9 protein-coding genes are annotated in these 15627 nt (G+C 68.4%); 3 read left to right on the forward strand and 6 right to left on the reverse strand.

Features of this window, described 5'->3' with window-relative positions; translation table 11 throughout:
- Positions 1-93: 93 nt before the first annotated feature.
- Together KF796_03425 and KF796_03430 are read left to right on the forward strand one after the other, a co-directional pair.
- Positions 94-4836 (forward strand): filamentous hemagglutinin N-terminal domain-containing protein, encoded by a 4743-nt coding sequence (locus tag KF796_03425; GenBank protein MBX3585672.1) that lies wholly within the window; start codon positions 94-96, stop codon positions 4834-4836.
- A gap of 83 nt (positions 4837-4919) precedes the next feature.
- On the forward strand, positions 4920-9242 hold the full coding sequence (locus KF796_03430) for a filamentous hemagglutinin N-terminal domain-containing protein (GenBank protein ID MBX3585673.1): 4323 nt from the start codon (positions 4920-4922) through the stop codon (positions 9240-9242).
- Between the two features lie 6 nt (positions 9243-9248).
- Here the strand turns inward: KF796_03430 and KF796_03435 are convergent, their stop codons facing one another.
- The 5 genes from KF796_03435 to KF796_03455 all read right to left on the reverse strand — a co-directional run bounded on the left by KF796_03435 (position 9249) and on the right by KF796_03455 (position 13907).
- Positions 9249-9980, reverse strand: a complete 732-nt coding sequence (locus KF796_03435; protein MBX3585674.1) for an LrgB family protein — start codon at positions 9978-9980, stop codon at positions 9249-9251.
- The gene (locus KF796_03440) at positions 9964-10320 is read right to left on the reverse strand and encodes a CidA/LrgA family protein (protein ID MBX3585675.1); all 357 of its coding nucleotides are present in this window, start codon (positions 10318-10320) and stop codon (positions 9964-9966) included. The genes KF796_03435 and KF796_03440 overlap by 17 nt, the downstream gene beginning before the upstream one ends.
- Positions 10321-10323: 3 nt before the next feature.
- Positions 10324-11817 (reverse strand): FAD-binding protein, encoded by a 1494-nt coding sequence (locus tag KF796_03445; GenBank protein ID MBX3585676.1) that lies wholly within the window; start codon positions 11815-11817, stop codon positions 10324-10326.
- On the reverse strand, positions 11814-12896 hold the full coding sequence (locus KF796_03450) for a mandelate racemase (GenBank protein ID MBX3585677.1): 1083 nt from the start codon (positions 12894-12896) through the stop codon (positions 11814-11816). Before KF796_03450 ends, KF796_03445 begins: the two co-directional genes overlap by 4 nt.
- Positions 12897-13037: 141 nt before the next feature.
- The gene (locus KF796_03455; GenBank protein MBX3585678.1) at positions 13038-13907 is read right to left on the reverse strand and encodes a LysR family transcriptional regulator; all 870 of its coding nucleotides are present in this window, start codon (positions 13905-13907) and stop codon (positions 13038-13040) included.
- A 175-nt stretch (positions 13908-14082) separates the two neighbouring features.
- Between KF796_03455 and KF796_03460 the strand changes: the two genes are divergently transcribed.
- A complete protein-coding gene (locus KF796_03460; GenBank protein ID MBX3585679.1) occupies positions 14083-14721 on the forward strand; it encodes a restriction endonuclease in 639 nt (212 codons plus the stop codon).
- Here KF796_03460 and KF796_03465 read toward each other — a convergent pair.
- Entirely contained in the window at positions 14706-15578 is an 873-nt protein-coding gene (locus KF796_03465; protein ID MBX3585680.1) for a DNA methyltransferase, read from the reverse strand. The genes KF796_03460 and KF796_03465 overlap by 16 nt on opposite strands.
- Positions 15579-15627: the final 49 nt, after the last annotated feature.

Below are 15627 nucleotides of genomic sequence, written 5' to 3' on the forward strand. Positions count from 1 at the left end.
TGCTACCTTCGAAAGTAAGCATTTTCGCCTCGGAGCCTGTGTCGGGTCCTGAGGTGTAAACGTCCCAGCCCGAAGCGTTTTGCGGAGAACACCTTGCGCCAACCAGCTCACCCTGTCCATGCACCGGCCAGTGCCCGATCAGCGGGCCCGGTGGCGGGGCGAGAGGCCCGCCCGACCGCGAGCAGCCCCGCCGTCGCGGGCTTCAGGCCGGCAGGGGCGGCGCTGGCGATTGCCGGGGCCTTCATCGGCGCGGCCCAGGCCCAGCCCGTGGGCCTGCAAGCCATCCACGGCAGCGCCAGCGTGGTCACCCAGGGCCACCAGACCCTGATCACCACCCACAACGGCGCGGGCACCAGCCACAGCGCGCTGGACTGGCAAAGCTTCAACATCCCCGCGGGCAGCACCACCCGCTTCCTGCAGCCCGGCGCCGACAGCACCAGCATCAACCGCGTGCTGGGCAACAACCCCAGCGCCATCTTCGGCACCCTCAGCTCCAACGGCAAGCTGGTGCTGGTCAACCCCGCGGGCATTGCCGTGGGCGCCGGCGCCATCGTGGACACCGCCGGCTTCACCGCCTCCACCCTGCGCCTGAGCGATGCCCACGCGCTGGCCGGGCAACTGGTCTTTGGCGGCGACGGCATCGCCAACGGCGAGCTCAGCGTCAACGGCCGCATCCTGGCGCGCAGCGGCGACATCGTGCTGATCGCCCCGCGCGTGAACACCGGCATCCAGGCCCTGGTCGAATCGCCCAACGGCGCCACCGTGCTGGCCGCCGGGCAGAAGGCCGAGCTCACCGGGCGCGGGCTGGAAGGCATCCGGCTTGAGTTGCAGGCCCCCGAAGACCAGGCCCTGAACCTGGGCACCCTCAAGGGCGACGCCGTGGGCGTGTTCGCCGGCACCCTGAAGCACAGCGGCTACATCAGCGCGAACGCGGTCAGCGCCGAGGGCGGCAAGGTCATCCTCAAGGGCCGCCAGGAGGCCGAGATCAGCGGCCAGATCGTGGCCAGCAAGGGCGCGCTGGGCGGGCAGGTGCAGGCCAGCGCCAGCAAGGTGATGCTCAGGAGCGGCGCGGTGATCGACGCCAGCGGCGCCCACGGGGGCGGCGAGGTGCTGATCGGCGGGGGCTGGCAGGGCCAGGATGCGCGCGTGGCCAATGCGAGCCAGACCACGGCCGAGACGGGCAGCACCCTCCGCGCGGACGCCACGGACCATGGCGATGGCGGGACCGTGGTGCTGTGGTCGGACGACGTCACGCGCGTGGGCAGCCATATCCAGGCCCGCGGTGGCGCCCAGGGCGGCAACGGCGGCCGGGTGGAAACCTCGGGCAAGGGCCAGCTCGTTTTCCGTGCCACCGTGGACACCTCGGCGCCGCACGGCCGGGCGGGCAGCCTGCTGCTGGACCCGCTGGACATCACCATCGTCAACGGCACCGGCGGCACCGACGACGGGCTGCTGGCCGACAACGTGATTGGCGCGGGCGAGCCCGACACCACATCGAACGTGACCATTTCCGAGCAGACCCTGGAAGGACTGTCGGGCAACGTGACCCTGAGCGCCACGCGCGACGTGATCCTGGGCAATCTCGCGGACGACCTGCTCAACATGAGCCTGGTGACCGGTGGCAGCACGTTTGCCATCAACGCCGGGCGCGACATCATCGGCACCGCCGACGTGAACGACCGCTTCCAGATCAATGGCGGCGACGTGGTGTTCAGCACCGTCAACGGACAGATCAACATCGGCGGCATCAAGAGCGGTGGCGGCGCGGTCGCGCTGACGGCCGGGGGCGCGGGCGGCAACATGGTGGTGCGCGAGATCGTGACCAAGCCGCCGGCACCGGGCAACGGCGGCGCAATCACCCTGAACAGCGCGGGCTTCATGACCCTGGGCGGCGGCAACATCGACGCCGGCCCCACGGGCGCCGGCACGGCCGGCAACGTCACGCTGATGGCCGGGAGCATGCTGGGCGTGCAATCGGGCAAGACGATTTTTGCCAACGACCTCAAGGTGTCCACGGGCAGCGGCATGGGGGATGGCGGCAGCGGCGCCATGACGGTCAATGCGGCGCGGGTGCAATTGCACAACTCGGGCGCGGGCAGCATCAACGTGCAGAGCACGCGCGTCAACGGGGTCACGGTGGCCGCCATCGGCGCGGGGGACGGCATCTCGCAGGGGGTCGGCGGCGGCAGCGTCACCCTGGTGTCCACGCAGGGCATCCTGGAAATCAACGCGCCCGTCACGACCGGCAATGTCGACGTGAACTACACCTCGGACCGCATGCTGCTGTCGGCCGCGACCAATGCCGGCAGCGCCAACGTCACGCTCAAGCCCTGGAACAACGGCACGGTGATCGACCTGGGTTCGGCCACCGACGTGGCCGCCGGCCGGCTGGAACTGTCCGATGCCGAACTCAACACCGTGACCGCCGGCATCCTGAAGATCGGCGGTTCCGGCTACACCGGTGGCATCCAGCTGACCACCAACATCAACCTGCCGTCGGTCTCCCAGGTGAGCCTGATCAATGACGGCAACATCGGACACGCAAGCACCGAGACCATCTCCACCAGCAAGCTCAATGTGGACAGCATGGGCAGCGTTGACCTCAGCGATGCCAACAACGTGGGCACGCTGGCCGGCAAATACGGCAGCGGAGGCAGCTTCGTATTCAACAACGCCGGTGCCCTGACCGTGGGCAGTGTGGACATCATTTCCGGCATCACCGGAACCTCGGGCGGAACGCTCACCCTGCAGGCCGGCGGCGCGCTCAGCCTCAACGAAAACGTCTCGTCGCCCGGTGGCGTCCTGTCGTTCACGGCGCCCGGTGTCACGCTGGCCTCGGGCAAGACCGTCTCGGGGAATGTCGTCGCGTTCGACGGCATGGGCGCGGCGCTGGCGCTGGGCGCGGGCGCTGTCACCACGACGGGCTCGGTGTCGATGACCAATGCGAATGCCGTCACCCTGGGCAACCTCACTGCGCCCACGGCGCTGAGCCTGAACGGCATGAGCGGGGCGATCAGCCAGCAGGCCGGCACCAGCATCGACGCCGGCGTTCTCACGGCGGCGACCTCGGCGGGCGCCATCACGCTGGGCAATTCGGGCAACGCCTTCGGCAGCATCGGCACGCTGGCCTCACCCTCGGGTGGAATCACGGTGGTGGACAGCAGCCTGGGCCTCGCGGTGGGCGGCGCCATCACCGCCGGCACGGGCGCCATCGACATCCGCACCAGTGGTGGCAGCCTCAGCACGGCGGCGCCGGCCTCCCTGAGCGGTCAGGGCATCACGCTCAAGGCGTTCGGGGGCAGCAGCGATGTCTCGCTGGGGGCCAGCCTGAACGCGGGCGCCGGCGTGATCACGCTGGACGCGGGGCGCGACGTGCTGTTTGCCTCGGCCGGCGGCATGAGCCTCAATGGCGGGGGCGCGACCGCCATCACCGCCGGTGGTGGCTACGCGCGGCAGAATTCGGGCACCACGACGCTGGCCACGGATGTGACCGGCTCCGCCATCGTCAAGGTGCTGGGCGGCACGCTGGACGTGAGCGGCAACCGCAGCGCATCCAAGGTGGCGCTGGCGGGGGGCACCCTCAGCGGCGACAACCTGACGGTGGCGACCAGTTTCGACTGGCTCTCGGGATCGCTGACCGGGCCGGGCCAACTGGTGCTGCCAGCCGGCGCGATGGCCAATATCTCCGGGCCGGTGAACCTGTCGCGCCAGATCAGCAACTCGGGCACGCTGGCGCTGTCCGGATCGGCGCAGGTCACCATGGGGGTGGGGGCGTCCATCTCCAATGCGGCCAGCGGCATCGTGGACATTCAGGTGGATGGTGGCTTTGGCGGTGTGGGCACGATTGCCAACGATGGCATCTTCCGCAAGAGCGCGGGCACCGGCACCAGCCTGCTCAACAATGTCAGCCTGACCAATTCGCCCACTGGCACCGTGCGGGCGGGCAGCGGCACGCTGCAGTTCAGCAGCGGCATGTTCACCAGCAATTCGGGCACGATCGACATTGCGCCTGGCGCCACGCTCGACACCTCCAACACCAGCCTGACCAACACCGGCATCGTGTCGGGCTCGGGCGCACTGAACGTGGGCACAGGCGCGCTGGACAACCAGAATGCGCTCAAGCCCGGTGGGCTGGGCGCCATCGGCACGCTGTCCATCGTGGGCGACCTGAACCAGCAGGGCACGGCGGTGCTGTATGCCGACGTGACCAACACCAGCACCTACGACGTGGTCATGGTCAGCGGCAATGTGACGCTGGCCAGCGGCGCCAGCGTGATGGTCAACCCGCTGTCACCGGCCTTCGTGGCGGGTGATGCCTTCGACCTGGTCCGCGCGTCGCCCGGGTCGGTCAGTGGCACGCTGCCTTCGGCGGCCGGTTTCACGAGCGCCATCGCCTCGAGTCCGAGCTCCGCGCTTCGGCTCGTGGCCACCACGCCAGTCCCCGCGCCCAGTCCGGTGCCCGCGCCGCCACCGGCGCCCACGCCACCCTCTCCGCCGCCCCCCGCACCGGCGCCTCAGCCTGCACCGCCGCCGTCGCCACCCCCTGCGCCGGCGCCGCAGCCCGTGCCCCCCCCTCCTCCCCCGCCGCCGGCACCCACTCCACCGGCGCCGCCGAGTCCGCCGCCGCCTGCACCGGCGGCCAGCCCGGTTGACCGGGTCGTGGCGCTGCTGCGCAATTCAGACACGCGGCAGGCGGTGCTGGATGCGCTGAGCGAGCAGGACAACCAGATCACGCGCTTCGTGAAGCTGTTGATTCAGGAAGAGAAGTCACAGGAAGAGGGTGAGAAGCGACCCAAAGACCCCATCATTGCCGACGGGCAGTGCCGGTCGACCTGAGGCTGGGGCAAAATGCAGGGTAGTCCGCCTGTACACAGCCCTGCTCCCGTGACCCGACGTCAGACCAAGAAAGGGAACGCATCATGTCCCTGACTGCCCGATCCCCAAGCCCGGTGTCGCGCCGGCGTGCGGCGCCCAGTCCCGCCGTGGACGGCCACCGGCCCCTGGGCCTCGTGCTGGCGCTGGCCGCCTGCTTCGCGGCGAGCCTGCCAGCGCGTGCCCAGCCCGTGGGCGCGCAAGCGATCCATGGCAGTGCCGTGCTCAGCCAGAATGGCGCGGTGCTCACGGTGACCACGCAGAACGGCGCCGGCACCTCGCATTCGGCCATCAACTGGCAGAGCTTCAACATCCCCGGTGGCAGCACCACCTATTTTGCCCAGCCCGACGCGGCCAGCACCTCGATCAACCGGGTGCTGGGCAACAACCCTTCCGCCATCTTCGGCACGCTGGGCTCCAACGGCAAACTGGTGCTGGTCAATCCGGCTGGCATCGCCGTCGGCGCGGGCGCCGTGGTGGACACGGCAGGCTTCACCGCGTCAACCTTGCGCATGAGCGACGCCGATGCCGTGGCGGGCCGGCTGCGCTTTGGTGACGCCCAGGGTGCGGGCGCGCTGTCGGTTCAGGGCCAGGTGGTGGCGCGCGGTGGCGACGTGGTGCTGATCGCGCCGCAGGTCGAGGTGGGCAGTGGCGCGGTGGTTCAGTCTGTTGGCGGCGACACCCTCCTGGCCGCGGGCAAAAAGGTGGAGCTGACCGGCCGCGGCCTCGAAGGCATTCACCTGGAGCTGCAGGCGCCGGACGACCGCGCGCTCAACCTGGGCACGCTCAAGGGCGACTCCGTGGCCATCTTCGCGGGCCAGTTGCGCCACAGCGGCGTCATCCAGGCCAGCTCCGCGGTGGTCGAAGGCGGCAAGGTCGTCCTCAAGGCCGCAGGCGATGCGCTGGTCGATGGCAAGGTGGTCGCCACCTCGGGGGCCCGTGGCGGCGCCGTGGATGTGCTTGGCGACCGCGTGGCCTTGTTCGGCGCGGCGTCGGTCGATGTCTCGGGCGCGCAGGGCGGCGGGCAGGTCCGCATCGGCGGCGACTACCGGGGTGCCAATGCAGCGGTTCCCAATGCGAGCCGGACCTTTGTGGGCGGCGATGTTTCCATCCGCGCCGATGCCGGCCAGTCCGGCGATGGCGGGCGCGTCATTGTCTGGTCCGACGAGGCCACGCGGATGGCGGGCCGGATTTTCGCGCGCGGTGGCGATGCGGGCGGCAATGGCGGGTTTGCCGAGGTCTCTGGCAAGCAGTACCTCGGCTACACCGGCCGGACCGACCTGCGGGCACCGCACGGGAGCGCCGGGACCTTGCTGCTCGATCCCGCCAACATCACCATCCAGAACAGCGGCCCCGGCACGACGGACCCGGCGGTTCCTTCGTCGCCCCCCGGCACCTACGATTTCAGCGCGGGCACGGCCGACGCCGTGCTCACCGTGAGCGACCTGCAGGCCCAGCTGGGCTCGGGCAATGTGCGCATCAGCACCGCGACCAGCCCCAGCGTGGGTGCCGGTGGGGGCCTGATCACCGTGGCCGATCCGGTGGCCTGGTCGTCCGGGAACATCCTGTCGCTCGAAGCAGACAACGGCATTGCCATCAACGCCAACATCACGGCCACCTCGGGCAGCCTTGGCACGCCCAACGGGGGTCTGGTGCTGCGCGCCTATGGTGGCGCCATCGTCCAGGACCCGGGAAGCGTCATCACCGTGGACCAGCTCACGGTCCGGGCCGAGGCCGGCAATGTCGTGATGAACAGCACCGGCAACCTGGTGAACACCCTCGCGGGGTATGCCTATGGCGGCGGCTTCAGCTTCAAGAGCGCAGGCCCGCTGACCGTGGGCTCGATTTACGACCCGCTGTCCGGCGAGGTGGTCAGTGGCGTGACCAGTGACGGGGCCATGGCCGTGCATTCCGGCGGCAACCTCACGGTGGATGCCGCGCTGAGCGCGCCTTCTGCCGAGGTGAAGCTCCAGGCGGCCGGTGATCTCGTCTTCACCAGCAATGGCAGTGCCAGCGGCATGTCGGTTCTGGCGAGTGCGCTGCAGAACGTGGCCATGTCGTCCAACTACATTTCGGCCGGCGCGGGCGGCATCGACATCAAGGCCGGCGGCAACGTCGACCTGGGTTCCGGCACGCAGCTGTCGGCCAGCGATGGCGGCGGTGTCTCGATCAGCGCCAACGACGGCTCCTCGGTTGGCAGCGGCAGCATCCTGGGGTCGGGGCTGATCTGCACCGGCTCCTACACCTCGAACAGCGGCACCGTGACCCTGCGCGCGCGCGGCACGGGCACCATCAGCCTGGCCAGCATCGACACCAGCGGCCAGGGCTCGGACGAATCCACCAGCAACGGCTTCAACGGCGGGGCAGTGAACGTGTCCACCGAAGGCGGGTCCGTCGCCATCAACTACATCAGCACCTACGGCGCCAACGGGGGCTACGGCAATGGGATGGGCGGCGCGGGCGGCGCAGTGAGCATCGGGTCGGGGGCCGGAGCGATTTCGGTGACCATGATTGACGCGGGTGGCGGTGGTGGCGGCTACGACGAGGGCAGCGGCCCCGGCGGCAAGGGCGGCCAGGGGGGCAATGTGACCCTGCAGACCAGTGGCGCCCTGAACATCAGCAACAGCGTGTTTACCACGGGCGGCTGGGGCGGCGACAGCAACACAGGGGCCGGCGGCGATGGCGGCAACGGCGGCGCGATCAACCTGAGCTTTGGCAACTCCAGTTACCTGGGCAACCTCTACAGCAGCGGCGGTTCCGGCGGCTATGGCGATACGGTCCAGGCCGGCGCCAGCCGTCGCGGGGGCAATGGCGGCAACGTCACGCTGACCGGGGTGGGCGGCGATATCTGGCTGTCCAGTGTGAACGTGCATGCCTATGGCGGCGACGGTGGCGGCAAAAATTCCGACGCGTCGGCCGACAGTGCAGGCGGCAACGGGGGCAATGTCAGCGTGATGGCGACGGGCGGCCATTTGAACCTGGGTGGCGTGCTCTATGCCGGCGGTGGCTACCCCGGCGAGACCTGCAGCGAATGCAGCCCCACGGCCGTGGCGTCACCCGGGCCACCGGCGGCGCCGGCGCCCGGCCACGGCACGGGCGGCGTGTTCACCATTGGCGCGGCGCCTGCCAGCGCGGTGCGCATCGAGGAGTCCCTCTGGCTCGATGGCGCGCGCTGGGACAATTCCGGTCTGGTCGAGATCGGCGGCGCGTCCGGAGGCAGCCTGGGCGGCACGGCGCTGGTCACCAACCAGGCCAGCGGCGTGATGAAACTGCTGGCCGGTGACTCCTACCCGATCAATGTCAGTGGGGGCTTCGAGAATTACGGGACCGTCATCAAGCCGGCCGGCAATACCAGCTACCAGGAAATCTACTTTTTCTCCCACAACGCCGGCCTGGTGCAGGTCGACGATGGCCAGCTCAGCCTGTCCGGATTGGCCGCCAACCAGGGGATCCTGAAGATGGCGGCGGGCTCGACGGTCTATGCGAATTCACTGACCGACAACTACGGGCTCATGGTGGTCAATGGCACTCTGAGCATCGAGCGCGCCGAAACCGTGCTCACCAACCAGCCCGGCGCCATCATCCAGGGCAATGGTTTCCTGTCCTTGACCCAGGGCGAGGGGGCCACCCCCGGCATGCTGATCAATTCCGGCACGATTGGCCCCGGCAATTCACCCGGGCTGCTGTCCTTTGGCTCCAATTTCACGCAGACCGCGAGCGGAACGCTGGAGATCGAAGTTGGCGGCACCAACCCGGGCACTGAATACGACCAGTTGAACGTGGCGGGGACCACCGCGCTGGGCGGGGTGCTGTCCATCGTGGCTTACGGCCCCACCCCACCCAACGCGGGCACGTTCAACATCCTGCCGGGCGCCATTGCGCCGACCGGCAGCTTTGCCACGCTGTTCACGCCGGCCGGATTTGCCGGCGTCCTGCAGGCGGCCGGGGCACCGGTGCCCGTGGCACCACCGCCACCGGCGCCCCCTCCACCGGCACCACCACCGCCGCCGCCGCCACCACCGGCGCCCGAGCCGCCACCGCCACCGCCGCCAGCGCCACCACCGCCGGCGCCCGAGCCTCCACCCCCTCCGCCGCCACCGGCGCCGCCGCCACCGCCCGCACCGGAGCCGCCTCCACCACCACCACCACCGGCGCCTGCGCCTGTGGCCGGGACCGTGGTCGACCGCATCGTGGAGGTGTTGCGCAACGACACCTCGCGCGCCGAAGTCCAGAACATCGTCAACGAGATCGACAACACCCTGACGCGTTTTGTCTCGCTGCTGGTCACCGAGGAATCCCGCCAGGCCGACGAAAAGGCCCGGAAGGAAGGCGAGACGATCGGTCTGGTGGACCCGGAGCAGTGCAAGTAGGGCCGCTCAGGCCTGAAGCCAGCGCACCACCAGCGGCATCAGCAAGGACGCCAGCACCACCTGCAGGCCCAGCGCCAGGCCGGCGTAGGCGCCGGCGTCGGCATTGACCTGCAGGGCGCGGGCGGCGCCAATGCCGTGAGACGCCGTGCCAAGTGCAAACCCGCGGGCCGTCCAGCCCTCGCCGTCGAGCGGAACGCGCAGCGCGCCAAACAGGTACTTGCCGCTGAGTGCGCCCACCAGGCCGGTCACCACGGCAAACACCGCTGCCAGCGCCGGTATGCCGCCGATCTTTTCAGCCACCCCCATCGCCACGGGGGCCGTGACCGACTTGGGCACCAGCGTCAGCACCACGTCGTGTGGCAGGCCCACGGCCCAGCCCAGCGCGAACGCGCTGCCACTGGCGGCCGCGCCGCCCAGCAGGGCGGCCAGCAGCAGCCGGCCCCAGCGGCGGCGCAATTCGGCGCGCCGCTGCCACAGGGGCCAGCCCAGCGCCACCACCGCCGGACCGAGCAGGAAGTGGATGAACTGGGCCCCGGCAAAATACGTCGGGTACGGCACACCGGTGGCCAGCAGCACGGCGGCCAGCACCACCACGGTCCACAGCACCGGGTTGGCCCAGGGCGCCTGGCGCATGCGGCTGTAGAAGGCCTGGGCCAGCACATAGACCACCAGCGTGGCCGTGAGCCCGAACAGCGGGGTCGCCGACAGGTAGACCCAGAGTTCAACGAATTTCGGCATCGGGCTTTGCGCGGCTGAGGTGAAGCGCGACGGCCGCTACCCCCAGGCCGATCCAGGTGGACACCACGATGACCAGCAGCATGCGCAGGCCGTACTGGCTGACCAGCGCCAGATGGGTCATCACGCCCACGCCCACCGGCACGAACAGCAGCGACAGGTGCGCGAGCAGGAAGTCGGCGCAGGCCGCGACCGGCTCGCGCACCGCGGGCCAGTACAGGGCCGCCAGCAGCAGGATCATGCCCACCACCGGCCCCGGAAACGGCAGCGCCAGTCCGCGTGACAGCAGTTCACCGGCTGACTGGAAGGCCAGCAGCCAGGCCAGGCCGCGCAGTCCCTGCATGGCTCAGAAGCGCGGCAGGTCCGGGTGCTTGATCTGCCCCGCGCGCACCAGCATGCGGCCGTATTCGGCGCAGCGGTTCAGCGTGGGGATGACCTTGCCCGGGTTGAGCAGGCCCTTCGGATCGAACGCGCGCTTGATGCCGAACATCTGCTCGTTCTCGTCGGCGCTGAACTGCACGCACATGCTGTTGAGCTTCTCAATGCCCACGCCGTGCTCACCGGTCACGGTGCCGCCCATGGCCACGCTGGTCTCCAGGATCTCGGCGCCGAACTGCTCGCAGCGGTGCAGCTGGTCGGCGTCGTTGGCATCGAACAGGATCAGCGGGTGCAGGTTGCCGTCGCCCGCGTGGAACACGTTGGCGCAGCGCAGCTGGTACTTTTTCTCCATCTGCTGGATCGCCAGCAGGATGTCGGCCAGCCGCTTGCGCGGGATGGTGGAGTCCATGCACATGTAGTCGGGGCTGATGCGCCCGCTGGCCGGAAACGCGTTCTTGCGGCCGCTCCAGAAGCGCAGGCGCTCGGCCTCGTCGCGGCTCACGGCAATGGCGGTGGCGCCGGCGCTGCGCAGCACGGCGCTCATGCGGCCGATTTCCTCCTCCACCTCTTCGGGCGTGCCGTCGCTCTCGCACAGCAGGATGGCCTCGGCCGTGAGGTCGTAGCCCGCGTGCACGAAGTCTTCCACCGCGGCGGTCATGGGCTTGTCCATCATCTCCAGGCCGGCCGGGATGATGCCGGCCGCGATCACGGCCGCCACCGCGTCGCCCGCCTTGCGCACGTCGTCAAAGCTGGCCATGATGCAGCGCGCCAGCAGGGGCTTGGGCACCAGCTTGACCGTGACTTCCGTGGTGACCGCCAGCATGCCCTCGCTGCCGATCACCAGAGGCAGCAGGTCCAGGCCCGGGGCATCCGGCGCGTCGCCGCCGAACTCGACGGGCTCGCCTTCCATGGTGAAGCCGCGGACCTTGAGCACGTTGTGCAGCGTCATGCCGTACTTCAGGCAATGCACGCCGCCCGAGTTCTCGGCCACATTGCCGCCAATGGTGCAGGCGATCTGGCTCGACGGGTCGGGCGCGTAGTACAGGCCCAGCGGCGCGGCGGCCTCACTGATCGCGAGGTTGCGCACACCGCACTGGACCACGGCCGTGCGGCTGAATTTGTCGAGCTTGAGAATCCGGTTGAACTTGGCCAGCGACAACGTGACGCCCAGCGCATGTGGCATGGCGCCGCCGCTCAGGCCCGTGCCCGCGCCGCGCGCCACCACCGGCACGCCCACCGCGTGGCAGGCCTTGAGCACGGCCTGCACCTCGCCCTCGGTCTCGGGCAGTGCCACCACCAGCGGGCGCTGGCGGTAGGCGGTCAGGCCATCGCATTCGTAGGGCACCGTGTCTTCGCCGTGCCACAGCAGGGCATGGGCGGGCAGCACGGCGGACAGTGCCTGCACGATCCCGGCCTGGCGGCCGGCCCGGTCGAGCAGCTGGGGGTCGATGGGAGCGTTCATGCAAGGGTCCTCTGGACGGCAGATTCATTGAACATCACGCCGCTGCCGATGACGCCGCTGACATCGGGCACGCCGGCGTTCACCACCAGCGGCTCCTGCAGGATCGGGTTCCACCAGTCGGCGTACTCCAGCCAGGAGCCGGCCATGCCCGCCGTGGGCGTGGCGTGCAGCAACTGCGCGCTCACCTCGGGCCACAGGTGGCTCGAAACGGGCGTGCCATACACCTGGGCCATGGCCGCCACGCGTTGCCAGCCGGTCACGCCGCCGCACTTCATCACGTCGGGCATGACCAGTTCGCGCACGCCGGCATTGAACGCGTGGCGGAAGTCCATCGGCCCCCACCAGTTCTCGCCGGCCTGCAGTGCCGTGGTGGTCTTGCTGGCCAGCGCGGCAAAGCCGCTGAAGTCGTGGGCCAGCACCGGCTCCTCGATCCAGGTCAGGCCCTCGTCGTCCAGGTGGCGCAGGCGCATCTCGGCCTGGATGGGGCTCAGGGACTGGTTGTAGTCGACCATGATGCACATGGCCGGCCCGGTGGCGGCACGGATCGCGCGGATCACCGCGAGGTCCTCGGCCAGCGAGGGGTAGCCAATCTTGGCCTTGACGCCGGGGAAGCCCTTTTTCGCCCAGTCCTCGGCTGTTCTGGCCGCGCCCTCGGCGCCATCAAAGCCGATGGCGCCATAGGCCCGCAGCGGCTTGGGCGCGCCGCCCAGCAAGGCGTGCAGGGGCAGGCCATGGGCACGCGCCAGGGCGTCCCACAGCGCCATGTCGATGCCCGCCAGCGCCATGCCCACCAGCCCCTGTGTGCCCAGCAGTCGAAAGCGCGCCTGCAGCTGCTCTCCCACCGCCGCCGGCGCCAGGGCCTGCCCGGCCACCAGCGGTTCCATCGCCTGCATCAGGTCGGCCGTGGGCTTGAGCGCGGCGGGCGTGTAGGTGAAGGTGATGCTGTGACCCTGCACCCCGTTGTCGGCGGTGACCGTGAGCAGGACCAGCGGCGAGGCGGCCACCACGCCCGAGGCCGTGCGGTGCGGCTGCGCCAGCGGGACGCTGACGCAGCGGATGCTGAAAGAGGCGATCTTCATGGCTTCTCACTGTAGGGCAAGCCCGCGGCGGCTGCCGTGAGGAATTTTCAGGCTTCGCTGAAATCCCGCGATTGCTATGAATTCAATAGCGAACAGTGGCCGCCCCGCCTGGACTCCAGCCCTGTTTTATCCAAAAACCGGTCAAACCATGCTCTTTTTGAGCCATTCGGCGAAGGCCGCGCACTCCCAGCGCTCCATGGCGCCCGCCCGCCAGCACAGGTAGTGCGCGTGGGGGCTGGGCACGTTGCGCTGCGAAATGCGCTCCAGCGTGCCGTTGTCCAGCCAGGGCGCGCCCAGCTTCAGGCGCACCAGCGCAATGCCCAGGCCCTGCGCGGCGGCGTCGCACATCAGGCCGATGTCGTTGAAGCTCGAGCCCTCGCCGGGCTCGCCCGCGTCCACCCCGTGCGCGAGGAACCAGGTGCGCCAGGGTTCCAGCGGGCTCTTGATGAGCTTGGCCGCCAGCAGCTCCTCCACCGTGTCAAACGGCCCGTTCTCGCGCAGGTACAGCGGCGAGGCCAGCGGCGTGACCTCGTCGGTCATCAGGCAGACATGCTCCACGTCGGCGTAGCGGCCGGTGCCGAAGCGGATCATCAGGTCGGCGTCCTCGGCCACCACGTCCAGCAGCGGAATGCTGACCTGCAGCGTGAGGTCGATCTCGGGGTAGGCCTCGATGAAGCCGCGCAGCCGCGGCATCAGGATCGAGCGCGAGAACGTGGGCGTCACGGCCACGCGCAGCTTGCGCTTGCCCGGCCCGCCATCGCGCCCCGGAAAGCGGCCCAGCACCTGCAGGCCCTCGCGCACATGGGCCAGGTACTCGCTGCCCTCGGTGGTCAGTGAAAAGTCGGCCCGGCCGAACAGCTTGGTGCCGATGATCTGCTCCAGCTGCTTCACGCGGTGGCTGACCGCGCTGGGCGTGACGTTGAGCTCGTCCGCCGTCTGCGTCACGCTGCGCAGGCGCGCCAGCGCCTCAAAGGTCAGCAGGCACTGGATGGGCGGAATGCGCGCGGTCATGGGGCGGTATGGTCAATTCGCAATACTGGCACATCTTGCCACCGCTGTTCCATGCAACCTGTTGCCCGCGGGAGGGGATGTTGCAATTGGTCCTACACTTCGCTCCATGTTTGAAACGCACACTTTTGATGATCCTGTCGTTCTTGACCCCGCGATCAGGCAGCGCTGGACGTTTATGGAGACGAGTTCCGCTGCGGCTGTCCTGCGTTCAGTATGTCAAGAGGAATGGCGTGACATCACCGATGTTCTGAGAACGTTTGCTCTTCACCCATCTCGGTGGCTCAAGGCAGGCGGTAATCGCGGAGATATCGCCAAAGAGATCGATGAGATGTTTAGTGCTCGGGGATGGCTCGAGACACGAGTGGACCTGGAGACTCGGGGCATCCTTCTTTCGAGCAGACAGGAAGTGCTTCAAGAACTGCCGGTCGTTCGCCAAGAGGGCTATTTGGTTGACAACTTCAAAGGGCGCGTCGCGCTCGACGTGGAATGGAATGCCAAGGACGGTAATCTGGATCGCGATTTATCGGCCTATCGAGCTTGGCATGAAGCCGGCGTGATTTCCGCGGCTGTTCTCATCACGCAGGATCGACTATCGATGAAGGCACTTGCCGAAGAGTTGTGGGCGCGTCATTTGCAGACGCTACCACCAGAGAGCCGAACTGCGCGGTTGCCTATTGACCTTAGCACCTCTACGACAACGAATCTAGAGAAAGCTGCGCTTAGGGTGAGACGCGGGGTGATGGGCACTTGTCCACTCCTGATCGTTGCCGCTACTCGGGCTACGTGGGACGGTGCCCCCTATTCAGTCGCCTGAAAGAGTTCGGGCTGCGGCACATGCGCATTTGAGGCGCGTCCGCGTGGCCGCATGCTGGTGGAGGCTGCCTGCAGCAAAGCCCGGACGCGTTGAATCGAATAACCGGTCTCGTCTGCCAATTCGCGTACACTGCTGCCCGCGTGATACATGGCGCGGAGCCTTTCTCCCAGGGCTTCGGCGCGCGTTGCATCGACGTGCTCATTGGGAAGGAGCGGGGGCAAGATCGGCCCGCCGGCGTAGCCCTTGTGGACGGCACCGCGCGGCACGATCTCATCCGAGGATTCGTCTCCCCAAACTGTCCAACCCGCGCGTTTGTGGCGCGCAAACATTTCCAAATATGCCCCGGGCGAGCAGGATTCGATCAGTTCATATTGCTCATCAGGCTTGCGTGAGTGCTCGCGCTTGCGCGTTTCGATCATGTTGACTTGCGAGCGTCCCGGCGCAAGAGTCCGCATCGATCCCCGCACCCCAAACAGCAGCAGCTCCGTGACATTTCGGAAATAAAAACCTACTCCACGTCCATCCGGTCCGCCATCGATTCGTCGTTTGGCCCAGACAATGTTGCTCACGTACCGAAAGCCCCACGCGGTCATGACATCCAGTCCGTCTGGCAGCAACGCATTTGGAACCCATAGGTACAGATGCGCGTTGGTCGCAAGGACCTGACTGACGGGTAGCGCCTTGATGGCGTCAAGCGGCATGGTCGAATATCGATCCAGACGCCGATGCTCCGGCGCAACCTTACCCGTGCGGTTTGCAAATCGCCAGGGCGGATCTGCAAGCACCGTCGAAAATCCGCCGACGATGCGGGGCAGGGGTGACGGCGTTTGCTCTGGACGGAGTGGGCTTCTAGTCATACAGCGCAGTGTACGCGATAAAGATCTTGAGAAAGATCTATTTCGGTCT

Source organism: Ramlibacter sp. (assembly GCA_019635435.1).
Taxonomy (GTDB): domain Bacteria; phylum Pseudomonadota; class Gammaproteobacteria; order Burkholderiales; family Burkholderiaceae_C; genus JAHBZM01.